Below are 25,163 nucleotides of genomic sequence, written 5' to 3'. Positions count from 1 at the left end.
TTTAGTTTAACCACCATGGTTGGCTATGGATGTTGTCGTCGCCGTCAAATTGGCGTTGGATCGCGTCGTTTACGTGCTGCGTGTTCTGATTATACTCGGTCTGGGGGTACATCCACCGGTAGGCTACCTGCACATTGGCTGCCTTGCGTAGCGTAGGATAACCTGTACGGAGGTGATCGAAATAACTCGAGTATCCGCCTTGATGGAACGAACGCAAATATTTTTGCATCATGATGCGCTCTAATTTGGCTTCGGTAGACGTTGCGTCATCCAGGTCTACCAGCGTTTGGGCGATATACGTTTCAACTTTATCTTCTGCTACGAAGGCGCCCAGGTTTTTCGCGTATGCGGCGTAGAAGGCGAAGGATGCGCGTATACCCTCGTTGTACAGGGCTTTTGCATCGCCGCTTATCCAACCGCGAACCGTCGCTTCGGCGAGTATAAATTGTTGCTCGGCATAACCCATCAGCACAAAGGGTTCGTTGGTGGGGTCGTCGGTGTAGCGGTCGTGTACTTTAGACAGACGCCCTGCTACGGCTTTATCATTGACCTGTGCATAAGGGGCGATGGGGTCTCCGCCCTCGTACGAACTAAAATCGTCCAAGGGGGCACCCGCCTCCCGGCCTAAACGCGTTTGCGTGGCAATGACGAATAAACGGGGATCCTTGTGATCTTGAAGGCGGCGAATAAAGGTTGAATCCATATACATTCCGGAACCGTAGCTGCTGGAGTTGAACTCCGGATAGCGCACATCCTGTTGATCCAGAAACGCGAGCTGTCCATCGTCTTCTATGCTTTGTAACAACGGTTCCGCGGCGTAGATTGCTGCAAACGCTGAACGAATATCCATAGCCACGCTTTCTTCGTGTTTAGACAAGGTCATCAGTACTTTTAAACGGAATGCGTTGATAAGCGCTATCCATTTATTTGGATTACCGTTATAGATAATGTCACCATCCATCGGGTTGGGGTTGTCTTTGAGCAGCGTAACAGCTTCTTCTAATTCGGTTAGTATGCCTTGGAATACAGCTTCTTGGCTATCGTATTTGGGCTGGAAGATGGACGCCGACTCACCCTGCAACGCTTCGGAATAGGGAATATCACCGAAAAAGAGCGTGAGGTTGTAAAAATAGTAGGCTCGAAAGAACTTGCCGAGAGCAATATAGTTTGTCTCGTTGAGTTTTTCCGCCTCTTCCATCATTTTTTGAACATTCCGTAATTGTTGGTATTCGCCGAAGCCCCCGCGTTGCCAATTGTAAAGCTGGTTAGCGTTTTCACCGTCCGTCTGGACAATCATTTTGAGGATGTAAAGCGGCGTAGTGCCATGCCATACACGGAAGGTTTCCCATTCCACCTTACTGAGCAGAGCCTGGGGATGAGTTGTGGCGGCTTCGTTTGGGTTCTCGTTAATTTCCGTCAGTTTTTGACAGGAGTTAACAGATAGGAGGAAGAGGATCGAGATTCCTGTAAATAGAAGGTGTTGTATCGTTTTCATGTCTGGAATGGTTAAAATTTGAAATTTAAGGAAGCGCCAATGTATCGGGTTGAAGGATCTTGGAGGTTATCGTCGTTACCGATACCGAAATCGGGGTCTACGTATGGAATCTTCTTCCAAACGAGAAGGTTATATCCAAAGACAGCGAAATCGAGGCTTTTCATTTTCTTGCTGCGGATGATCTTATTTAGATCGTAGCCGATCGATAGTCTTCTGAGCTTGACGAAGGTACGGTCGTATACGTTAGCGAATAGTTCACTTTCCGATTCGGTGACACGCGCTTGGTATGGGTAGTTTTGGCTCCACGACTGCCAGCTGATTGCTTTATCGAATGGCTGGTAGACGCGGGTGTCTGAAGTGATATTGCCATTTACGTCGTACGTAACGTCGCCATCGGTTACGATGACGCCTTCTGGCACGTAAATGTACTCGCCGGCGTCATATTCTTCTTGTCGATAGCGTGTGGACGAGGGATGTTTGCCGCCCCACCACATTTTCTCGATGGTTTGCGACCGCATCACACCGCCTATAGAGCCGTCGATGTCTAGGTGGGCCGTGAAATCTTTCCATTTGAACGTATGTAGGAAACCGAATTGCCAGTCGGGATTGAAGTAACCTAGGTAACGTGGAAATGGATCGCGTAGGGGCATACCGGTAGTCGGATTCAGGACGACCTCGCCGGCTGCGCTTTTTTGCCATACCTGATCGTAATAGGCGTCTGCGCGATCGCCTTTTTGCAGGTTTCCAAGCTTAGCTTGGTCGCCATAGATAGATTCCAACCGCTCGACAGATCGCATCCAGTTAATGGTGGTGTTCCAAGAAAAATCAGTGTTCCGGATGAGGGCCATATTCAACACGGCTTCGACCCCTTGCGTCCGGAAGCGGTTCCCATTGACCTTACGGTATCTGAATGCGGATGCTTCGGAAATTTCAAGATCGATAATTTGGTTTTTGTCTAGCACGTTATAGTACGCCAGATCGATTGAAAACCGGTTTTTGAAAAATGCCATGGAGGTACCTAATTCCCATGAAATAGATTGCTCCGGCAAGATGGATGGATTGACAATGCTCTCGGGATAGGTAACAGAAGGTGTTGACCCGTAGGTAATGTTCTTTTTATAGTAGGCCAGTAGGTTATAGGGGTCCAAGTCGTCCGATACGGATGCCCAGGAGCTGTATAGCTTTAAGAAGTCTACTTGACTCGGTAAATTGATGTAGTCGGATAGAATCGTGCTTAAGGACGCTGATGGGTAGAAATAGGAGTTGTTTTCGCTAGACAGGGTGGAAGACCAATCGTTACGTCCGGATAGGTTGAGGTAGGTCGACTGGAATAGGTCAAAATTAACGGATGCGTATACGCTTCGGATTACTTTATCCGTGCGTCGGTTCTCGGCCTTTATCGGCCCCTGTGTATTTCCTAGATTGTAGACGCCCGGAACGACAAGACCGTCAGTAGATTGAAAGACCTCGCTGTACGCACGTTTGAAGGTTGATGCACCCGCGTTGACGGTCATTCCTAAATTGTCGCTGAATGAGTCGGTATAGGTGGCGAGTACATCGGCATCAAAATTAAGTTGGTCTTTGTCCCACATCTTATAATCACCGTTACGTGAGTCGCCGTAATTCATATACGATTTTGGGCTTTGCATATCCTCAAATTTGGTACGCTGACGCAGGGCCATGCGTCCTTGTACATTCAGTTTAGGTGTGATTTGCCAGTTCAGGCGGGTGTGTCCGTGCAGCACGCCCAGATCGCTCTCCTGGTTTAGTTCATACGCTGCAAAGTAGGGGTTGTTGTACCAGGCATAGTTGTAATTGGCTTGGCGATATCCTTCTTGTCCCGGGACATAGAAATGGTTGGCAAGGTCGTTTCCATTGACGTCATTACCCATCCAAAGGAGTATGGTATACATATGGTTTTTGGGACCATAACCATATCTGGGATAGTTGGGTGATTGAACCTTATTGTAGGAAACATTCAGATCCAGATTGAGTGTGGGTAAAAATGTATAGGAAGAATTCATGTTCAGCCCGCCGGAGTGGAGTTTGGTGTTGGGAACCTGACCTTTTTGTAGAGCATATTTTCCTGAGGTAAACAAGCTTAACTTATCATTTTTAAAGGATAGGGTAAAGTTGTTTTCCGTAACAATGCCGGGACGGAGAAAGTCGCGTAGATTGTCGTGCGCGACCCAATCTGTCGGCACGCGTTCGTAGCGCGCTTTGTCGTTGTATATGGTCCCGCTGACATCACCCCACCAGGGAATGACCTCGCCGGTTTGTTTGTCACGGATCGGGCTGTTCCATTGTGGGTATTTTTCGCCGGTGTTGAGTTTTGGCCCCCAGGTCATATCGCCATCGGAGATACCGCCGTCGGCACCGTCCCAAAATTCGTACTGGCCATTGGAGCCGCTTCCGAATTCGGTCTGTGATTCGGGGAATACCGTGAAACCCGCAGAAACCATATTGGTGGAACCAACCGTAAACTCGAGTGTTTCATTTTTGGCGTTTTTGGTGGTAATCAGAATCGCTCCGTCCTTCCCTCTGGAACCATACAGCGCGGAGGCAGCTGTTCCTTTTAAGACGTTGATGTTCTCGATGTGTTGGCTAGGAATGTCAAACAGATCGGTCTCTACCGGGATACCGTCGATGACAATCAGCGGTTGTTTTCCGCGGAGGTTGAAGGAGGGTGCTTGGAAGATACCTGTCGGATTGTTGACGATTAGACCGGCTACCTGGCCCGAAAGGGCATTACCGATATTCATCGTTTTTGATTCTTCCAGTACTTCCGTCGGTACCTCCTGTGTAGCGTATCCTACTTTTCGTTTTTGTTGTTTGATACCGATGGCCGTGACCACGACTTCGTCCATATCGGTACTACTGAATTCATCCAGTGTGAAGACAGCACTTGACCGCTTTCCGACGGAGACGATGTATTGGCATGTCTGTTTGGCAGAGAGGCCTGTGTAGGATACGGAAATACAGTAATTGCTGTCTGCTGGAAGGTTGCTAAATAGTGCCTTACCTTTTTCGTCGGAAGCGGAGGTGCGTTCGATCTCCAGTGTAGCATTCGTGACTGAAATAGTGGCTGCTGGAATAGCCTGCGAATTGCCGTCTTGCACAATGATTACAAGCTCGCCTACTTTTTGAGCCATCGCCCAGTTGCTGATACCGATAAGCAGCAGGAGGCTGAAGAAACCTTTGAAAGGTGTGCGATTGATAATGGATTTGTTCATATTTTGTTGGTTTTTCTGATGCATAAGTATTCCCTACGGCTGATTTTAGCCGTTTATTTATTCTGTATATTATTTTATTTAGTTGTTCACTTTTTGATGGTATAAGCTACTTCTTTTTCATCGTATCGTACGGTAAGGTCGTTTGCTAAAGCAATTGTCTGTATGATTTCTTGTATTTGGTTCCCCTTGTCGTATGTACCATAAAACGACATACCTTTTAAATCGTCGGAATTGAATTTGATCGTGACGTGATAGTAGGCTGCTAAGCGTGGAAAGACTTCGGATAACGGCACGTGATGGAAGTCCAATGCTGTGGTGGTGTCTGGTTGGGGAGTGCGCGCAGGCATAGATTTATTTTTCTCCTGTACTATGGTCGACTCTTCGAGCGCAGTAGTATTCCATTCCTGTCCGGGCGTTAATGTAGCTAAAAGCGTATCCTGACCATAATCCAGTTGTTGTGTGATGCTGACTTTACCGGTTACCAGTTTTACCCTTGGTGAGCGTTTTCCTTCCATTTTTTCAATCCAAAAAGATGTGCCTAAAGCGGTAGTGATGATATCGCCGGAGTAGACGGATAGAGGACGTTTGGGGTCTTTTGCGACACGAAAGAAGGCTTTTCCGTCTAATCGTAATTCGCGTGCGTCGGGTGCAAATTCTGTTGGCCAGATCAAGGCGCTACCTGAGCTCAGAAGTACTTCAGATCCATCGCTTAAGGAGATTAGGGTATCCTGGCTGCCATTGTTGGTCACTTGTTGTATAGTGGGAAATGGCTTTGCGGCCACGGTATGCCGATCTTCTGCTTCGGTTTGGTTGGATTGCCAAAGGTAGGCGCCGATCGCAAGTGCCAAAAGAACAGAAGCGGCAGTAGACCACCACATTTTTCGTCTGTGCAGCGATTTCGTATTTTCAAGGGCTCCCGTACGAAGGTCGATCTGTTTTTTCATCACCATCTTCCTGAATTCACTTGCCGCGGGTTGCCCATCTGATACATCCAAATGTTCCATCCACCTTTCGAGATGCTTTTTTTCTTCCGGTGTAGTAGTGCCCTGCAAATATTCGTTGATTAAACGTTCTAAATGTTTTTTGTCGTCCTGCATATATATAGTAGTTGCAGAAAGGTTAATAGGGTACCACGGTATTCATATTAACTTTATATAAAGATATGGTGAACGTTATATTGCGCTTAGGAAAGGAAAAAAAGCGCAAATAGGAAGGTAGTGGAATGGGATAGGTGTTCTGGAACAGATTTGCGTATATGTTGTAGGGATCGCATAAGCTGATTCTTGACCGTCTGTACAGATATACCCATGGTTTCGGCAATTTCCTTGTTGCTTAGTGAGCGGTAGTACTTTAGGTTGAAGACTTGCCGCATGCGTTCAGGCATATCTTCAACCGATTCTTCTATTGCGGTTAGCAATTGAGTATGCTGTATCTCGCCTTCTAATAGTTGGAGGAAATCTTCTTCTTTTTCGTTTTCTAGGAATGTGAAATAGGAACTTATGTGGCGTTGTTGGATACCTTGCTTCCTAAAATACATGAATACCTTGAAGTATAAGGATGTGATAAGGTATTTACGTACATCGTCGATTTGGGGTAGGGTACTTCGGCGTTGCCAAATATCGACAAAAAGATCTTGTACGATATCCATGGCGATATCGCTATCGCCCGTTTTTTTCAGTGCGACGGAAAGCAGGAGATCCCAGTATCTGTCATAAAGGTGACTGAACGCCTTGTAGTCAGAACGAGCTATATTTTGTACACACGTAGCATCTAACATATCATAAGTAACGAATAGTTCCTTTTGGTACAAACTTCTTTTTTTAATGCAATAGCACCGTTAAGATGCTGTGAAATAAACGTTAATTCTTTGGAAGCTGGACGCAGGTTATTGAATTAAAGCCACCCGGAGTGTGTACAGGCTACGGGTGGCTTTGTATGCTTAACATCATCATTGGGTTATCACGATACTATTTGATGTCTCCATATACGTGCTTGCTTGTCCTGCGTCATGATAGGGACCTGCTGGATAATGGACCACCAGTTCGTTGTATTCACCAGGCGGAAAGTCTTCCGGTACTCGAAATATAATACTGCTCTCCGTTTTATTAACTATTGTCACGGCTTTATAGCTGTTGCTAAAGTAATTTCCTAGTTCCATTTTCTCCACGTTATCTGTGTTTACCCCAGTGAGGGTGATGGTGCCCCCCGTTTTTACGGATAGGGTTGATTTTGGTGTCTCTATAATTACAAAGGGGTTTCCCGCAACTTCAAAGGGAGTTGTTTCGTAGAAAATCGTGTAACCGGAGGAAAAAATCTTCAAGCCGGAGAAGGTTCCTAGTACAGATGCTAAAACATTATAGCCAAGTTCGGTGCTATGTTGTATTTCTACTTCACGGTCGTTTCCGGCAATATCGACAAAATACACCTTTGCACCATCCGCCAACGTATCAAAATAGTCTCCACGAATGGAAAGCGCAAAGTTTTGAAAGATATACTGTTTATCTTGGTAGGTTTGTAATCCTCCGAAACTGTTTATGTATGGTCGGGGACGGTTATTAGGGATACGTAGGCGATAGGTCTTTGTATCGCCTGTTTCGGCGGTAACGGTATAAGTCACTTCTCCACGTAAAGAAATGGTTTCGCCGGATGCAGGTGAAATGCTTGCTCCATCAGCGACGTGGATCGTCGGTGTCAATGTTTCTGGAATCGTCTGCCCGATAGGCCAGTATAGGACGATAGAATCTCCGTCTATCGCAGCCTTTATCATAGCGCTTTCATCGACTGCTACAGTGAAGTTTACGATATCGTTGTATGGTAGCAAGGCTTCTTCTTTTTTACAAGCGACTGCAACTACTATAGATGCAGTAAAGATGCTGATACGAGTAAATAGCTTCATAATGATTATTTCGTTATAGTAATACCCCACCAACCCGGAGTTGACGGTTCAAATTCGCCACAGACAATGGAAGGGATGTGTGTGCCCGTTGGTGTATCATCGGGCACGCGAATGATAACTTTTTTAGTGTCTTGGCTGAGGATCTCCAACATTTTTTTCTCTCCGCCGATCGTGAAGTAGGCTTCCCGGATATCATGTATGGCCGTAGAGGCACTCTCGAGGGTGAAAGTTTCGCCCGGTCCGATGGTGACCGGTGCATACACAAATGAAGCTGGCCGACCCCATACTAGCTGTACAGGGTAAGTTGTTGTAGCGTTTAGGGCTAAATGTGATACTTTTATATGATACATTCCCGGTAAAAGTTCTGGAGGTATTTGCAGGGAACCATAGCTATAGGTTTTTTTTCCATCAGCACCTATCGAGGCGACTACGCCCGCTGGGCCATACCCTGTATTGGCAATAAAAGGATGATCGTGACCGCTTTCATCAACGAGCGAAGCTTTGATAAGGGTTGGGTCTGTTGTATGAAAGTTTGCTTTGATGCTGATGCGGTTATCTCCTATACTCCATATAGCCGTTTGATCGGCCGTTGAAGGTTCCGTGATGATAAGCGGGGAGACCTGTTGCAGATGAATAGTCAACGTGTAGCTTGTCTTACTATGATCTGCGCCGACAACCGTGTAGATCGTGCCATTGTCGAGTACGTCGACCGTTACAGACTCTTCGAGTAAGCTTGCACCGTCGCTTAATTTTATTTCTGGATCGATGACTGAGAATTGGTAATAGAAAGGCAGATAGAGCGTGATGGTTTTGTCGGATTCATCAACGGCTCCAATGATCTCGCCATCGGCAGTGGGAACTTTAAAGCTTAATATACGGCTCTGGTTCAGGGGAGGCAATTCCTCTGTTTTACTGCATCCGGCTGCAATAAGCAAGATGAAGAATAAAACGGTTGTTGGAGATGTTAATTTTTTCATATGCTGCGGTTAATTACGGTTTGATTTCGAAATGTTTAGAACCTGCGGGAATGACAAGGTACTCGAAGGTGAAGTACATATGTGGCGTGTCTTTGAACCATTTGTCGGCGGTGAAAACATCTTTATAACAGGAGATCATTTTGATTTTTGCGATATCTCCTCTTGGCGTCTTGAGGATGATCGTACGTGCGGGGATTACGGTACCATCATTGGTCGTCACGGATGCCCCCAAAGCATAGGCAACGTGTGTCTTTTCTGTTGTTCCGTTTCCTAGAATTGTGCCTCCAAAATCATAAAGATACCAGCCGATTCCCTCACTGAAGGCTCCAGCATCATCTGTACCAATGACACCGCTGCCCAGTTTAAATTGCGCACCATCAGGTACTTCGGTAACCTCGTCAAAAGGTTTCTCTAGAATAAGAATACCGCCTTTTCCCGCTCCGCCGTATCCAAAATTGGTTGCGTTGGTACCATTATTTCCGCCTATGAAGCTATTGTAAAGCCCACTGAACGAGAGATCCCATCGCATAGTTTTCGCTTGTGCATTTGGTACTTCTTGTTGGGTTGCGAGATTGAAATAGACGGCTGATTTTGCTTCTGTAGGATTGTCGTCGTCCGTTTCCATGGCTAAGTTTTCAACACGATGCAATTTGTAATAAAATTCTTCATCTGGCGTTGGGTCACGATCGGGTTGTGGATCGTCATTTTTGCTACAAGAAAAGCAAGCTGCACATATTAATAAAAGGTGCAGGTTGAATGCTAGATAGTTATAGTTCTTCATTTTTTTGACAATAATTAATAATTACTTGTTTATATTGAATCTAAATAAGATCAATGCGAATATGAAGCTTTATTTTCATAAAAATATCTGCATAACCGTATTTCGTATATGAAAATCGATAAATTTTAACGGCGATACGATCGATTTAGATTTTCTGTTCCGATAGGCACGGAAGGACACTACGCCGTATTTAATCTAGCGGATAATAATTTGTTCCTATTAAAACCAATAGGTGACGCTGGCAAGTAATTGGGTTCTAGCGATTTTCGCTTTCTTCTGCCTTTCCGTCGGCTATAAATTCGTTAACCTCTTGCATTTCTCCATTTTCAAGATGCTTTACCTCTTCTTCCTGCTCGTCTGATTCGACGTCAATGTGGAAAGTGCAGCCTATTGGAAAGTGATCGGAACCGACAGATGGATAAATAAATAGCTTATCTATTATTATCGTTGTACTGTGAAATAATAAGTCTAACGGAACCCGAAAAAACCAATATTTGGCATGAAAGGTAGAGAGTATGCCCCGTCCAATACGTGCGTCGATAAGTTCACTTGTTTTCTTAAATAAAATAGAGGATCTTGCCCATGCGACATTATTGAAATCGCCCGTGACCACAACGGGTAATGCATAGTCTCTCACTTTTTTCGCTACCGCTAGCAAATCGCCGTCCCGTTCTTTGGAATTATCTTCCTCCGTTGGGCTTGGTGGGGGTGGGTGTACAGCAAAGAAAACAAAGCGGTGGCCGTCGTTTGTTTCGAGTTCTGCTTCTATACTCGGAACATCGTCCGCTACAAAATAATGAGTTTGTATGTTGTGAACCTTTAATTTCGTGTAAAGATGCATCCCATAGGTATTCTCCAAAGCCACCTTCTTTTGATGGGGATAGTCCTTTTCTAGCGGATGCAACGCTTTTTCCCAGTCAGCGTTACTCTCCATCGTGACAAAAATGTCTGGCTGCTCTTGCTCGATCAGTTCGATAAAGCGATGGTATTCGCTGTTGAATTGATAGATGTTGCAGGAAATAATCTTTATTTTATCGGAACTAGATGATGCTTTGGAAGGCTTTTGTTTTTTCCAGAATTTGGTGTACCGCATTAAGATGTAGATATGGTAGACAATCAGTACGAACTGGACGGTTTGAACGATCCAAAGCCAGATACTATCTTCTACATATATCATCGTTATACCGAAGGCAATAATTTGTAGGATAACGAGCTGTATTTTGATAAATTCGGCTACGCGGAATACCCAGTGCTGATGTTGGATAAACGGCAATACACTTAAAAGAATGAAGAGTGTAGAGATAACAGCGAGAGTCGTAACCATAGTAAATATCTTGAATTGCCCCGAAAGATAGCTAAAAGTAAGAATTTTCCAGGTGTAAATTCATTCGTTCTCGTATTTTTTTAGCTTTCATATCATGATCCAAATTGCTTTTTATATACAAAATTTGATATGGACTTGTTTGTTGTCTAGAATTAATCTAAATTAGCTCAATTTTTAATTGTTCTAAATAATTATGTTAGTCTATCATGCGAAAAATCTTAATTGCTGTATGTCTTCTTGCCCATACGCTATTGTATGCGCAACACAAAGTGGAAATCTACGGGAAAATTCTATCTGCGGATAACCAGCCTGCTGCTGGTATTACGGTTAATATAAAAGGTGTTGGGAAGTCTTCCTATACCGACGGGAAGGGAAATTACACGTTCAACGATGTCGATACGGGAAGATATGTACTTGCGATATCTGGGGTAGGCATAAAGCCATTGTCTCGTGAAATCTATATCCGTCCGGGTGGACGAATGTCAGTTCCGACAATTTATTTAACCGAGAATAGAGCCTCTCTGGAGGAAATCAATATTTATGGGATACGGAATACGTATACACGGAAAACTAGCCCCTATGTGGCTAAGATGCCTTTACGCAATATGGAAAATCCACAATCATACGCTGTTATTACGAAGGAGCTGTTGCAAAGCCAGGTGAACACCAGTTTTGATGATGCCTTGGCGAATGTTTCTGGTGTGGATCAGTTATGGGGTGCTACTGGTCGCCCGGGAGATGGAGCGTCTTATTATACGTTGCGCGGATTTACAACGCAGGTTGCTATGGTCAACGGTGTAGTAAGTATTGCCAGCGCAAGCCCCGATCCGATAAATCTGGAAACGATTGAAGTGATTAAAGGCCCCTCCGGAACATTGTTTGGTGGGGCGGCTGTCGGCTTTGGTGGTTTGATCAATAATGTGACAAAAAAGCCTTTGGACACGCTTGGCGGGCGTGTAAATTATATCTTTGGATCTTTTGACCAACATCGGGTAACGGCGGATGTATACGGTCCGCTTTCGAAGGATCGTAAATGGTTGGGGCGTGTGAATACGGCTTATACTAGTACGGGTACTTTTCAGGATGCCGGATTTAAACGCTCTTTCTTTATTGCTCCGTCTTTGCTTTATCGGGCCAATGAGCGTTTGGATATTCAGCTTGATGCTGAAATTTACCAAAGTAAAGCGACCAACCCCTTGATGGTATTTCTAAATCGAAGTCGTGACCTTTTTGCGCGTACACCATCCGAGCTGCAGTTTGATTTCGATAAATCGTATACGAATAATGATGTAACGTTTAAGAACCCCATCGCTAATATTCGTGGAAACGTAAACTATCGTCTAGATGATCGTTGGACGTCCAACACGACCGTTAGTTTCAATCAACGGAAATCTGATGGTTATTTCCAATATGTGATGTACTTGGAACCCGGCAACGATACGTTGATCAGCCGTTATGCCGGAGATCAGGATTATGTTGCGAAAGTGTTCAATGCGCAGCAGAACTTTATAGGCGATTACCGGATCGGATCGATGCGTAACCGTACGTTGATTGGTATTGATTATCTCTTCCAGCAGGCGGTAACACACAATTCGCCTTACGTTTTGGTCGATAAGATAAATACATCTTATGACGATCCGGACTACTACAAATTCAATGCGGCATTCATCGATCAAGCTATTGCGGCCTCGAATGGTGCTGAAACAAATAACCGTAGCCGGAACGGGGTGTTGGGAGGTTATGTTTCCAATGTGTTGGATGTGACACCTGCTCTTCATGTCCATCTTGCACTACGTGTGGATTACTTTGACAACAAAGGGACGTATAATTATGATTCGGATACAACGACGGGTGCATATAGCCAGACCGCTCTCTCACCAAGGGCAGGGCTCGTGTACGAGCTTATGAAAGATCGGATATCGTTCTTCGGTAATTATCAGAATGGATTCAAAAATGTTGCGCCGATCGTACAACCTTTACCCGATGTTTCGGGCGATTTCAAACCACAGCAAGCCGAGCAATGGGAAGCAGGGGTGAAGTTTAATTTATTTAATGACCGTGTGGGGTTGACGGCAAGTTATTATGATATTTCTGTCAACAACATCACCAGACCGGAAACTATTGAACGTGATGGCGAGTTCTATAATATTACGGTACAGGATGGAACACGTTTGAGCCGTGGGTTTGAATTTGATCTGACGGCCGCCCCAATGGAAGGTTTGGACGTTATTTTGAGCTATAGCAACAACAGCAGCAAGCTGACGAAAGCAGCTGCAACCGTTAATAATCTACGCCCAACGGAAGCGGGACCGAAGAACTTATTCAATTTCTGGGCAAATTATACCGTTAGGCGTGGGCTATTGCATGGTGTAGGTATCGGAGCGGGGGTTAACCACGCCGGGAAAAACTTGATTACGAACAGTGTACCTACGGGCGCATTTACTGTTCCGGCTTATACGTTGGTTAATGCGAGTGTATCTTATCGTTATAAAAATTACGAGCTGGCTGTGAAAGCGAATAATCTGACAGACGAAACGTATTTCAAAGGATGGTCTACGGTCAACCCGATGATGTCGCGAAACGTACTGGGGAGTATAGCGTACAGTTTTTAATAGATAAAATATTCTAGTCTCATAAAAGAAATGGACGGGGCGCGCTCTTGATGGCTTTGCTGTGTTTCTGCAGCAAAATATCAGACTGGACTCATGTATTTACACCGAGGAACAAAGCCGAATTAGGGGTGATAGTTAAATCACCATTTATGACGATCTTTAAGTTTAATTTTGGGATTTTTAAGTTTTTCTCTTTAATTTAAGGTCAATTAATGAAATAGCCAGAACATGAACTTTAGATCTATTATTTGGATTATTTTACTGTGTACCCAAGTTGTATGCGGTAATGTGGTCGTATATGCACAACAGGATCATAAATTATCGCGACCGGTCGATCTGAAGTGTGAACATATGTTTTCGCCGTTAGGGATCGATACACCAAGTCCGCGGCTAAGCTGGCGTTTGGACGGCAGCACGGTTGGAGCAAAACAAATAGCTTACCGAATTCTTGTCGGATTGGACTCTATGGAGGTTGTGGCAGATAAGGGCAATATCTGGGATACCGGTAAAGTTGATAAGGAAGAACGCTTGGTCTCCTATAATGGTCCAGCGTTGACGCCATGGACGAGATACTTTTGGAAAGTTGTGGTTTGGGACGGAAATAATATAATCAGTGATTCGGACGTATCGGCTTTTGAGACAGGGATGATGGGAACAGGGTCGTGGAAAGGAAGCTGGATCAGTGATCAACACGATATTCATTATAGACCGGCACCCTATTTTAGGAAAGAATTCCAGACAAAGAAAAGTATCAAAAATGCCCGTGCTTATATAGCTGTAGCGGGGCTATTTGAGCTTTCGTTAAATGGTCAGCGTGTTGGAAATCATCGGCTAGATCCGATGTATACGCGCTTTGATCGTCGGACGTTATATATCGTGCATGATGTGACAGCGTTGCTAACCAACGGAGCGAATGCTATCGGTGTGGTTTTGGGAAATGGGTGGTACAACCATCAATCGTTAGCGGTTTGGGATTTTCATAATGCCCCCTGGCGGGCCAGGCCGGCCTTCTGCCTGGATTTGAGAATAGAATACGAAGATGGTACCGTGGAGACCATCGTGAGCGAACGTGATTGGAAAACTTCGTCCGGACCCATTGTGTCCAACAGTATATACACTGGAGAACATTACGATGCGCGTCTGGAACAAGACGGATGGGACAACGTGGGATTTGATGACTCCAAGTGGAAAAGCGTAAAATATAGAGCCGCACCATCCAATTTAATTGTTTCGCAACAGATGCAACCCATTCGGTTGGTCAAAACATACCACCCACAAGCGCTAAATAAAATTGACGATACCACCTATGTGTTTGATATGGGGCAAAATATGGCGGGGGTGACAGCGGTCAATTTGAAAGGCAAGGAAGGAACGGTCGTTAGAATGAAGCATGGTGAAAGGTTACACGATAATGGTCGTGTGGATATGTCCAATATTGATGTGTATTATCGTGGCGACAACGTTAAAGATCCGTTTCAGACCGATATACTGATCTTAAGTGGGAAAAAGCAAGATACGTTCATGCCAAAGTTCAACTATAAGGGGTTCCGCTATGTGGAGATGACGAGTACCGAGCCCTTGGATATTGAAACCTCAAATGTGACGTCGTATTTTATGCATAGCGACGTGCAGCCCATCGGATCAGTCAAAACTTCGTCCAAGCTTGTAAATAGACTGTGGGAGATGACGAATAATGCGTACCTATCTAATCTTATGGGCTATCCCACAGACTGTCCGCAGCGTGAAAAAAACGGTTGGACCGGGGATGGACACCTCGCTATTGAAAGTGGGTTGTATAACTTCGATGCAATAACCGTGTATGAAAAATGGTTGGCCGACCACCGCGACGAACAACAGCCAAACGGCGTTTTGCCGGATATTATTCCTACTGGAGGATGGGGATATGGTACGGCAAACGGTCTGGACTGGACAAGCACCATTGCGATCATTCCTTGGGAAGTGTATATGTTTTATGGTGATAGCAGGCTGTTGGAAGAGTGCTATGATAACATCAAACGTTATGTAGATTATGTAGACGGTATCAGCCCAGATGGGTTGACAACTTTTGGAAGAGGGGATTGGGTGCCCGTAAAAACAAAGTCTAATCTCGAATTGACCTCTTCGGTATATTTCTATACAGATGCGCGGATTTTGGCAAATGCAGCCCAACTGTTCGGCAAAGAGGAAGATTACAAGAGATATGACGCATTACGTGAGAAAATCAAGGACGCCATAAATAATAAATTCCTGAACCGGGAGACAGGCATGTATGCAGACGGCAGTCAGACGGAATTGAGCGTACCTTTGCACTGGGGCGTCGTTCCTGATGACAGCAAGGCTAAAGTAGCGGCTAATCTAAATGAAAAGGTGAAGGAAAGCGATTTTCATCTTGATGTAGGCGTCTTAGGAGCCAAAGCTATACTGAATGCACTAAAAGATAACGGCTACGGTGAAACTGCATACAAGCTAGCGGTACAAAATACGTATCCCTCTTGGGGCTGGTGGGCAGAGAATGGTGCAACGACACTATTGGAAAATTGGGATTTGGATGCTGAAAGAGATATTTCAGACAACCACATGATGTTTGGAGAAATTGGCGGATGGTTTTTTAAATCCATAGGCGGGATATTGCCAGACCCTGAAAAGCCTGGTTTTAAAAATATAATATTCAAGCCGATATTTCCCGAAGGGCTGGATCAGTCGGACGTGCGCTATATCTCTCCTTATGGTGAAATTCGATCAACATGGCAAAAGCAAGGAGATAGCATCTATTACGATATCGTGGTTCCGCCCAATGCTTCGGCTACATTCTATATGCCAAGTAACGTGCATGATAGTAAAGTGGTACAATTGACTGCAGGTAGTCATCGCTTTAAGATGAAGTTGAGAATAGAAAGAAAATAGACAACCATATCAGATGAACATCTATGATAACGAAAACATTGATCAAATTTACCGTAATAATGCTATTGACAGGAATGACAAAAGCAGGCATTGCTCAGCAAATTCCCATCATTCCGATACCCAAGACGTATACAAAGGCAACCGGGACGTTTATCCTGTCAGAAAAGACGACAATCGTTACTGAAGGGAAACATACCTCGAAGGTGGCGTATTATTTCCAGAACGAAGTGCTGAAAAGTACAGGAATTACCTTGAACATTTTGCCTGAAAAACGTTCCGCTGTTATTAAGCTTTCGATCGTGCCGGTTACGGCATTGAACGAAAATACGTATAAACTGACGATGTCTGCTACAGAGATAGAAATACAGGCTGCTGATGAAGAGGGACTATTTCTCGGAACAATTTCTTTATTACAGTTGGTGCGCCAGACAGCTAACGTAGAAGGGGAGATTAAATTGTCAAACTGGAATGTAGAAGATAGCCCAATGTACCATTGGCGGGGTTTGATGCTAGATGAATCTCGCCATTTCTTCGGCAAAGAAAAGGTAAAGCAATTGCTGGATTGGATGGCGTTTTATAAGCTCAATAAATTCCATTGGCATTTAGTTGATCAACCGGGTTGGCGGATAGAAATCAAAAAATATCCCCGGCTTACGCTGGTAGGTGGTATAGGTAATCATTCAGATGCATTGGCTCCCGCTCAATATTATACACAGGAGGATATCAGGGAAATTGTGGCTTACGCTGCAGAAAGATTCATAGAGGTTATCCCGGAGATAGACATGCCTGGACATGCCACGGCAGCAAATAGGGCTTATCCGGAATATAGCGGCGGTGGTTCACCTAAATATCCTGAATTTACCTTTAATCCCGGTAAAGAATCAACCTATCAATATCTCACGGACATTTTAAAAGAGGTAAACGTACTTTTTCCTTCCCGGAAGATACATATAGGTGCAGATGAAGTGCATTTTGGTAACCAGCATTGGAACGTGGATCCAGATGTGCAACGTCTGATGAAGGAAAGGAACTTCAAAGATTTAAAAGAAGTCGAATTTTACTTTGTTGAAAGAATGGCGGACAGCATCATGAGGATGGACAATGAAATACTGGCTTGGGATGAAGTAGTAGAATCTGATTTAACTGTAGATAAAACGACGGTGTTTTGGTGGCGACATGATAAAGATATCCAACTGAAAAACGCATTAGATAAAGGTTTTAAAACGGTATTATGCCCACGGATCCCTCTGTACTTCGATTTTGTACAAGACGCGGCACACACCGTCGGACGTAAATGGTCGGGAGATTTTGCGCCTATAGAAAAGGTATATAATTTTCCCGGCGAAGACATTCTTGATTTGCCTGAAGCCGATAAACTGATACAGGGGATACAGGCCAATTTATGGACGGAATCTATATCCACAGAGCTGCACCTGGATTTTTTACTCTTCCCGAGAATAACGGCTTTGGCGGAGTCAGCATGGACATCTCCGGCACAAAAGGACTACCGACAATTCCAGAATAGAATGGCGAGACATTTGAGATTATTTGCTGAAGCTGGATTGTACTACTACGATCCATTCAATCCGACTAAATATGGTGAGTTTTTAGGTCCTGTTGAACGGCTTGACATGTCGCCAGATACGGACGAACTAACGAAGCAGGAGCAGGGGATTGATTAATATATGTTACAATCCCTTTTTCCCGTCTAGCCAATAACCATGGTGTTTTATTTTGGCGGTGGTTTTGCTTTTGATGACTTTCCGAAATGTCTGTACAGACTTCACGTTACCGGTCAAAACGTAATATGCGTTTTGCCAATTCTCGCTATTAAGAATGGTTAAATGCTCCCGTATCCATGTTGCGTCTTCAAACAGATTATTTTTCGAATAGATGATGCTGTTTTCTAACCCTAATAATCCAGGTACAAGCTTATTTTCCTCGTCCAGCTCAAAAATAAATCGGATAGGCAATTTGTTTTTCTTGACAATCGGAAGAAATGAACAAGCCAATGCCAAGGAGGTTTCATCACCAAAAAATACGATTTTTTTCGCCGTCTCATCATAATACTTTTGTTCGGTTCGGGGATTGTTCAAACGGATGGTATCGCCTGTTTTCAATTGATGCATGTAATCGCTTCCGCAACCTTTTCCATGCAGGTGAATAATAAGCACTAATTTGTCTTTTTCCTCGTTTATATGAGCAACGGTATATCTTCGTGCGTCGGTATCGCTTACCCGAACATCAAAGAAAGCACCAACCGGAAACTGCAGATTTTTAAAATCTCCTTTCAACCGGAATTGCTTGATAGATGGCGATAGATACGCTGTATCATCTATAGTTACGCAAGGGATTTTGGATATAAATAAATCTAAGGTGTCGAAAACCCATTTTGGAGCACTTGGCATAATCTTTCATTTTGTTGGTAGCAAAGGACGAGAGTTTGTGCAAAATGAAAAAGGACGGAAAAGTGTAATTGTTGGACTATTCGCGGTTATTAATGGCGATTGGTTTTTTTATGCCATTAATGAGCCAAAGTTTTGCTTCGGAAAGTTACAGCGGTCATTCCGACTACTTTAATAAATAATCGGGAAAAGTAGGGGTAATCATCATAGCCTAATTCCGCAGCAATTTCCTTTACCGATTTATCGGAATGATAAAGCAAGCGCTTCGCTTCCAAAATTACCCGTTGCTGAATGTGGTACGAAACCGACTGCCCGGTTACATTTTTCACACATTCATTGAGATAGGAAACAGAAATATGTAATGCGTCTGCAAAATCGGACGGGCGTTTCATCTTTACGAAATATTGTTCCAATAACCGCAAAAAATCGTGAGCAATCCGCTCAAACCGAGAAAGTGATTCGGGAGGTTTTGCCTGCTTCAGGTACAGCGAAATGATAACTCCGGCCAAGGCATTGCAGCTATCTTTCAGTGAAGAAAAGTATAGTTTATCTGCTGTCCTTTTGTACAAATCAGTACACAGATCAAATGCCTGGCGAACAATGGTAAGTTCGTTGCGTTGAATCGGCAATGGTTTCAATGGTGCAATACTTTGTAAAAGTGCCAGGTAATCTGAATGGATATTTTCGTCGCTGATGATGAGCATATACATGCCGATATTTTCTACTTTCAAAGCACGGTGTACTTGGTTGGGCGATTGATAAAGAATCGTTGGTGTGGTAATCAGATATTGCTCAAAATCAATTTCGGTATGGGTAATGCCCTTCTCCTGCAACACAAAAAAGTGGTAATCGTGTCGATGTGCATGCATCGTTTCATCGTCGGCCAAAAAAGATTCCGCGGATACTTTTGCCACGGCAATGCCATTGCTATATTCCTTTGGCAGCGCTCTTACGGGAATGTTTTTTTTGTTTATTTTCATTATATCGGCTTCATCTATCAAAATCTAATCTCGCTTGTGACCGGCAGGTGATCCGATGGGTAGCGATTATCTCCGTAAGTGTTGTCTATTACGGTGTAATCAAGAATATCGATTGTGTTGCTTACAAAAATATAATCTATACGATTTTTCGGTGAACCTTTAAATATCCCGCCGGGGAACCCGGTTGCTTCAGGTCCTTTTGGAGGAGTTTTACTGATCAAGAATGCGTCATGAGCGATCTTTTGAATTGCCTTGATTTGGAAACTGTTTGCTGTTGAATTAAAATCACCGGTGACAATCGCAGGACTATGATGGGCAATGCTTGATAGTTTTTCAGCAAGAAGAGGGCCTGAGTTTTCTTTGGCAACCTGCTTGCGCCAATAAAAATGGGTATTAAAAAAATAAAAGGTTCGGGAGGTTGCTATTTCTCTAAATCGAACCCATTGACACAGACGGGTATCCGAAGCATCCCAACCTATACTTTCTACATCAGGGGTCTCGCTGAGCCAGAAAACCCCGGAATCCATTGCTTCAAATTTGTCTTTTTTAAAAAATATAGTGGCGGTATGTAGCTTATTGTTCTTTCCTCCGTAGTTCGCTGATACGACGCCAAAAGCTGGCATAAGACGGCAGAGATCATCGATCTGCGTGCTATCGCCCTCTTGTGTGCCAACAATATCAAAGTGATGGTTCAGCATGAGGTTTGCAACATGTTCTTTCCGGATAGCCCAGGCATTTCCCGTTTTCTCGTCATTGGCAGAGGCATAACGGATATTGTAGCTTGCGACGCGTATTGTAATAGCAGAGGAGGGGGGAATTTCCGTTCCTCTAATAATGTTCAGCCCAATGAGGTACTGAATTATGGTGAAAATAAATAATAATCTCATCATCGTTTTGGGATTGGGATATTCTCAAAATGGATCGTGGGGCGTAATCGCGAATAGATTAATTTTTAACACGAATCCTTGAGGCATAGAATAAGGTAAGCCCTATCTATATGAAGAACAACTAGCGAGCAGCAGATCTGGGGCCGCGCTTGTATATAATCAGTCCGTTTAGGAAATTTCGGAGTATCTGGTCACCGCAAGGTTTAAAATTTGGATGGTCTTCTTTGCGGAATATCGCACTCAGCTCGGTTTTGGTTACCTTGAAATCCACGAGAGATAATACTTCGATAATGTCGTCGTCAGTAAATTTTAAAGCCACGCGGAGCTTTTTCATGATATCATTGTTGCTCATGTTGTAAAAGTAATGAAAACTACGTTAAAACTCATATCGAAGTTATTCCTCTTTCTCGTCAGGAGGCGTATTTCCGGCAGCGTTACCAGCAAGATCACCACCTTCTTTGTCGCGTTTCTCCAATCGATCAGTCTCTTTGATATTATCTTTATCCTCTCCGTCCTTCGATTCTTCATGAGGGAAACCGCTATAATTCGCTTTTTCATTTTCAGCAACCCCACGCTCGCGATCTGATTGTGGTTTTTCTTTGTTCTTGTTCGTATTCATATCGTTTTTCTTTAAGTAATATTCATAGAACAATTTGTGTGCGGTATAGTTTCGGTTTTTGGGGTTTAGAGGGTACTTCTGTGACCAATAGGTTTATGAAAAATCCCCGAAAAGCATCGTGATCGGGGATTTTTTTAGTAAGTAGGGTATATTTAGCCAACTTGTAGGGCAAATTCTTCAACCGGTAGTCGAACCTTTTTAAGGGGCGCTAACCAGTCCTGCTCTTCGTCGCGATAGCCGAGGGCTAACAACACGACACTGTGTAACCCTTTTTCGGTTAAACCAAGTATGCGATCCACTTGTGCTGCGTCAAAACCTTCCATCGGTGTAGAGTCTACCTGTTCTGCGGCTGCGGCAATTAAGGCGGTGCCAAGGCCAATATACGCTTGACGGGAAGTCCATGTAAAATTTTCGTTGTCAGTACGGGCCAACAGGAAGCTTTCCAGTTTATTCTTGAAATCAGCGAGCTGTTCCACCGGCATCGATCGTATAGCTGCCGTACGCGCCATAAAGTCGTCTATCATGCCTTGATCAATATGGGTATAGGCGGCAAACACAAGTAAATGTGATGCATCCGTAATCTGGGTATTGAAAGAGCCTGCTCCGAGTTCGGCGCGCAGGGCTTTGTCTTTGACTACGATAACCCGATAGGGCTGTATACCCACCGAGGATGCGCTGAGATTGGTTGCTTCGAGGATGCGACGGATTTTGTCGTCAGCTACTGTTGCTTCTTTGTATTTTTTTACGGCGTATCGCCATGATAAAGCGTCTTGTAATTCCATTTGTAATCTTTTTTATAAAACCTAGGCAAATATCCGATGATTTGGTGTAAATTTGTAACCAAGGGACAAAAAGTAATAGTGACATTCGGGTAACTAAGTGACATTTTATGGAAAACGAAACAGAAAAAGTGCCTTGCGAGGGACGGGAATATTCAAATTGTGGCAAACACATCGCCGCTGTACACGACACCATGGATGTGTTGAACGGAAAGTGGAAGATTACTATCATCTCTTTACTAGGTTTTGGAAAACGACGCTATTCGGAGATACTCAAAGAAGTAACAGGCATTTCTGGAAAGATGCTCAGCAGAGAACTGAAAGATATGGAAATGAACCTGCTAATAAAACGTACGGTAATCTCCGAACAACCGATATCGGTCATGTATGAGCTAACTGATTACTGCGTGGATTTACTGCCGGTAATCGACAGTTTAGCAGAATGGGGAAAGAGACACCGACAATGCATTGTGGAGCAATTTAAGCAGGAACCTGTGGAGGTGATATAGGGTGTTTCTTGGGACTGTTACGCTTGCTCGGTTAATCACATTTGAGTCAAAAAACGATTTTTTGCGTCTAACACTATAGTAAATGCATGAAAAGAAGCAACGGACGCTTTGATAACTTACAAGTTTCAATATATTTGACCCTTCCATACATAACTAATTTAAAAAATGAATAAATACAACTTTGGAATCGTTGGTTTGGGGGTTATGGACCGCAATCTGCTCCTTAACATGGCCGACAACGGTTTCGCTGTGACCGGATTGGATTTAGAGCCGGAAAAAGCTGAATCATTACAATCTGAAGCGCAAGACGGACAAGATATTAAAACAACGACGCATGCGGAAGAATTTATGGAGTTATTGCAACAGCCTAGATCAATTATGCTTTTAGTGCCAGCAGGTAAACCTGTAGACGCGACCATAACGAGTTTGGTACCGTTTTTCGATGAAGACGATATTATTTCATACACAATGGGATTAATTTAACAACTGTAAAATGACGCACGACAGAACAACAGCACCAACCTCCATTGTCGTATTTGGTGGAACAGGTGATCTAGCGAAAAGGAAATTGTTTCCGGCTTTCTTTAATCTATTCATTGATGAATGGATGCCGGCGCACTTTCAGATACTTGCATTGGGAAGAAAGCCATATACTCAGGAGAAATTTCGAAGGTATGTCTTGGAAAATTTGAGGGAATTTTCACGCAATAACAATTACACCGAGAAACAGTGGCTGAATTTTAGTGAGAAAATTATTTTCGTAAATTTTGATATTACTGATGAAAATTCATTTCGTAATCTCCATGATAAGTTAACGGCATTCGATGTAACTTGCAATCGCCGAGCAAACCGCCTATTTTATTTATCAGTAGCCCCGAGTTTTATCGACAAGGTTTCTGCTAACTTAAAGAAAATGGGGTTGGCAAGCGAAATAGAGAAAGATCGTATCATTATCGAGAAACCTTTTGGCTATGATAAGGCTTCGGCGGTAGCATTAAATAAGTTATTAAATGAAAACTTTAAAGAAGAACAGATCTATCGGATCGATCATTATTTAGGAAAAGAGACTGTCCAGAATATTTTAGCCTTCCGCTTTGCGAATACTTTTTTTGAACCTTTATGGAGCAATAGACATATTGAATCTGTTCAGATAACGGTTGCCGAACAAGTTGGTGTTGAAGATAGGGGGGGATATTATGACCATTCAGGTGCTTTGCGGGATATGATTCAAAATCATCTCCTACAGATTCTTTGTATGGTTGCTATGGATGCTCCCGTTGAATTTGAATCTTCTTTAATCCGGGACAAAAAAGCGGAAATACTAAAAGCCGTACGACGAATAAAACCGGAAGATATCAATCATTATACGGTGCGTGCACAATATACGGAAGGGGTAATAAACGGCAAGCCAAAGAAAGCGTATAAACAGGAGCCAGGAGTAGATCCCGATTCGAAAACGGAAACGTTTGTCGCAATGAAGTTTTATATCGACAACCCCAGATGGCAGGGGGTACCTTTCTACATGCGTACCGGCAAAAGTATGGTACAGAAGAAATCATCTGTAATTGTTAACTTCAAAGAAGTTCCGAACAAAACCTTTGTTAATAGTAAAGATAAGTTACAGCCTAATCAATTGACGATTAATATTCAGCCGGAAATGGACATTCGCTTGGCGTTCATGGCGAAAAAGCCTGGGTTGGATATGACGCTTAAACCGGCTGAAATGGTTTTTGATTATTTCGAGTGTGCACCGGACAGCCCCGAAGCATACGAAACTTTGCTTATAGATGCCTTGGATGGCGATTCCACGCTATTCATGCGTTCAGATCAAGTGGAGGAAGCTTGGGATATCATTGCTACGATTCAGGAGGAGTGGGAAAATGGTACATATTCTCCCATCTACACCTACTCTGCGGGTAGTTGGGGACCTCAAGCAGCTGATGATCTATTGAGCAGACAGGGGCATCGATGGTTATCGACAACAATGGAAGATTTAAAGCAAGAAAAACATGATAAAACAGTTTAAAAATAAAGCAGAAATTTTTGCAACAGCAGCACAGCTTTTTGTCGACGAAGCGAAAAAGAATATAGATGAAAAGGGATTTTTTTCTGTGGCATTAACCGGAGGTTCTTCTCCGATTGATTTACACAAATTATTAGCAACAGATACGTATAAATCACAGGTGGACTGGAGCAAGATTTTCGTGTTTTGGGGCGACGAAAGATGGGTGCCGCTTGACGATAATTTGAGTAATGCAAAGATGTCCTACGAAACACTACTTAATCACGTTCCTATTCCGAAATCCAACATTTTTCCGATGTATAAAAAAGGTGTGGATGCGGAAGATTATGCGCAAACCTATGAGCAAATTTTAAGGGAAAAATTAGGGGATAATGCACGGCTCGATTTTATTTTTTTGGGAATGGGAGACGACGGACATACGGCATCGTTGTTTCCGGGCACTAAAGTGCTGCATGAGAGAGATAAATGGGTAGATGCATATTTTCTGGTACCGCAAAATATGTATCGGATTACGCTGACGGCTCCTTTTATTAATAGAGCAGAAAAGATAGTGGTGATTGCCTTTGGAGAGAAAAAAGCCAAAGCCCTGCGGGAGGTTTTGCAAGGAGATAAAAATCCGGAACTGTATCCGTCTCAACTTCTGAAACCAATCACAGGAGAATTACTGTTTCTTGTAGATGATGAAGCGGCAACAATGTTGACGTAGTTTGACGGATTTTAGTGATTAACTTTTTTAATT

The 25,163-nt window shown here is 43.6% G+C and carries 21 protein-coding genes; 7 read left to right on the top strand and 14 right to left on the bottom strand.

The genetic code is table 11. From position 1 onward, the window contains the following. Position 1 precedes the first annotated feature (1 nt). From FXV77_RS09180 to FXV77_RS09145, 8 genes are all read right to left on the bottom strand, one after another. Positions 2–1,495, bottom strand: coding sequence for a SusD/RagB family nutrient-binding outer membrane lipoprotein (locus FXV77_RS09180; protein WP_148918915.1), 1,494 nt, complete (start codon positions 1,493–1,495; stop codon positions 2–4). Positions 1,496–1,506: 11 nt separating this feature from the next. Continuing rightward, the gene (locus FXV77_RS09175) at positions 1,507–4,728 is read right to left on the bottom strand and encodes a SusC/RagA family TonB-linked outer membrane protein (protein ID WP_222867753.1); all 3,222 of its coding nucleotides are present in this window, start codon (positions 4,726–4,728) and stop codon (positions 1,507–1,509) included. 86 nt (positions 4,729–4,814) lie between these two features. Further along, positions 4,815–5,825 (bottom strand): FecR family protein, encoded by a 1,011-nt coding sequence (locus FXV77_RS09170; protein ID WP_148918914.1) that lies wholly within the window; start codon positions 5,823–5,825, stop codon positions 4,815–4,817. Between the two features lie 86 nt (positions 5,826–5,911). After that, positions 5,912–6,538 (bottom strand): RNA polymerase sigma factor, encoded by a 627-nt coding sequence (locus FXV77_RS09165; RefSeq protein WP_148918913.1) that lies wholly within the window; start codon positions 6,536–6,538, stop codon positions 5,912–5,914. 138 nt (positions 6,539–6,676) lie between these two features. Continuing rightward, on the bottom strand, positions 6,677–7,624 hold the full coding sequence (locus FXV77_RS09160) for a hypothetical protein (protein WP_148918912.1): 948 nt from the start codon (positions 7,622–7,624) through the stop codon (positions 6,677–6,679). A 5-nt stretch (positions 7,625–7,629) separates the two neighbouring features. Beyond that, positions 7,630–8,601 (bottom strand): hypothetical protein, encoded by a 972-nt coding sequence (locus tag FXV77_RS09155; RefSeq protein WP_148918911.1) that lies wholly within the window; start codon positions 8,599–8,601, stop codon positions 7,630–7,632. Between the two features lie 13 nt (positions 8,602–8,614). Then, entirely contained in the window at positions 8,615–9,382 is a 768-nt protein-coding gene (locus FXV77_RS09150; protein ID WP_148918910.1) for an HmuY family protein, read from the bottom strand. A 256-nt stretch (positions 9,383–9,638) separates the two neighbouring features. Next, positions 9,639–10,706, bottom strand: coding sequence for an endonuclease/exonuclease/phosphatase family protein (locus FXV77_RS09145; protein ID WP_148918909.1), 1,068 nt, complete (start codon positions 10,704–10,706; stop codon positions 9,639–9,641). Positions 10,707–10,912: 206 nt separating this feature from the next. On the opposite strand from FXV77_RS09145, the gene FXV77_RS09140 reads away from it, so the two are divergent. From FXV77_RS09140 to FXV77_RS09130, 3 genes are all read left to right on the top strand, one after another. Beyond that, the gene (locus FXV77_RS09140) at positions 10,913–13,318 is read left to right on the top strand and encodes a TonB-dependent receptor (RefSeq protein WP_148918908.1); all 2,406 of its coding nucleotides are present in this window, start codon (positions 10,913–10,915) and stop codon (positions 13,316–13,318) included. A 228-nt stretch (positions 13,319–13,546) separates the two neighbouring features. After that, positions 13,547–16,222: an alpha-L-rhamnosidase gene (locus FXV77_RS09135; RefSeq protein WP_148918907.1), complete on the top strand. Its 2,676-nt coding sequence runs from the start codon at positions 13,547–13,549 to the stop codon at positions 16,220–16,222. 23 nt (positions 16,223–16,245) lie between these two features. Then, positions 16,246–17,904 carry a beta-N-acetylhexosaminidase gene (locus FXV77_RS09130; RefSeq protein ID WP_246162378.1) on the top strand — a complete coding sequence of 553 codons (1,659 nt, stop codon included), beginning with the start codon at positions 16,246–16,248 and terminating at the stop codon, positions 17,902–17,904. A 6-nt stretch (positions 17,905–17,910) separates the two neighbouring features. On the opposite strand, the gene FXV77_RS09125 is transcribed toward FXV77_RS09130, so the two are convergent. From FXV77_RS09125 to FXV77_RS09100, 6 genes are all read right to left on the bottom strand, one after another. Continuing rightward, positions 17,911–18,630, bottom strand: a complete 720-nt coding sequence (locus FXV77_RS09125; RefSeq protein WP_148918906.1) for an FAD-binding oxidoreductase — start codon at positions 18,628–18,630, stop codon at positions 17,911–17,913. 116 nt (positions 18,631–18,746) lie between these two features. Further along, the gene (locus tag FXV77_RS09120) at positions 18,747–19,607 is read right to left on the bottom strand and encodes a helix-turn-helix domain-containing protein (protein ID WP_148918905.1); all 861 of its coding nucleotides are present in this window, start codon (positions 19,605–19,607) and stop codon (positions 18,747–18,749) included. 17 nt (positions 19,608–19,624) lie between these two features. Next, the gene (locus tag FXV77_RS09115; protein WP_148918904.1) at positions 19,625–20,497 is read right to left on the bottom strand and encodes an endonuclease/exonuclease/phosphatase family protein; all 873 of its coding nucleotides are present in this window, start codon (positions 20,495–20,497) and stop codon (positions 19,625–19,627) included. 118 nt (positions 20,498–20,615) lie between these two features. Beyond that, positions 20,616–20,846: a DUF1456 family protein gene (locus FXV77_RS09110; protein ID WP_148918903.1), complete on the bottom strand. Its 231-nt coding sequence runs from the start codon at positions 20,844–20,846 to the stop codon at positions 20,616–20,618. 42 nt (positions 20,847–20,888) lie between these two features. Continuing rightward, positions 20,889–21,113 (bottom strand): hypothetical protein, encoded by a 225-nt coding sequence (locus FXV77_RS09105; protein ID WP_148918902.1) that lies wholly within the window; start codon positions 21,111–21,113, stop codon positions 20,889–20,891. 152 nt (positions 21,114–21,265) lie between these two features. Continuing rightward, entirely contained in the window at positions 21,266–21,895 is a 630-nt protein-coding gene (locus FXV77_RS09100; protein ID WP_148918901.1) for an NAD(P)H-dependent oxidoreductase, read from the bottom strand. A 107-nt stretch (positions 21,896–22,002) separates the two neighbouring features. On the opposite strand from FXV77_RS09100, the gene FXV77_RS09095 reads away from it, so the two are divergent. The 4 genes from FXV77_RS09095 (at position 22,003) to pgl (ending at position 25,130) form a co-directional block, all read left to right on the top strand. After that, positions 22,003–22,401 carry a winged helix-turn-helix transcriptional regulator gene (locus FXV77_RS09095; RefSeq protein WP_148918900.1) on the top strand — a complete coding sequence of 133 codons (399 nt, stop codon included), beginning with the start codon at positions 22,003–22,005 and terminating at the stop codon, positions 22,399–22,401. Between the two features lie 165 nt (positions 22,402–22,566). Continuing rightward, complete coding sequence (locus FXV77_RS09090; RefSeq protein ID WP_148918899.1) at positions 22,567–22,884, top strand: NAD(P)-binding domain-containing protein; 318 nt, start codon at positions 22,567–22,569, stop codon at positions 22,882–22,884. Positions 22,885–22,894: 10 nt separating this feature from the next. Next, positions 22,895–24,427, top strand: a complete 1,533-nt coding sequence (zwf, locus tag FXV77_RS09085; RefSeq protein WP_148918898.1) for a glucose-6-phosphate dehydrogenase — start codon at positions 22,895–22,897, stop codon at positions 24,425–24,427. Then, positions 24,411–25,130 (top strand): 6-phosphogluconolactonase, encoded by a 720-nt coding sequence (gene pgl / locus FXV77_RS09080; RefSeq protein ID WP_148918897.1) that lies wholly within the window; start codon positions 24,411–24,413, stop codon positions 25,128–25,130. Before zwf ends, pgl begins: the two co-directional genes overlap by 17 nt. Positions 25,131–25,163: the final 33 nt, after the last annotated feature.

The organism is Sphingobacterium phlebotomi, from assembly GCF_008180195.1.
Taxonomy (GTDB): domain Bacteria; phylum Bacteroidota; class Bacteroidia; order Sphingobacteriales; family Sphingobacteriaceae; genus Sphingobacterium; species Sphingobacterium phlebotomi.
The sequence above is the reverse complement of the archived record's forward strand: the minus strand, read 5'-3'. Positions and strand labels throughout refer to the sequence as shown.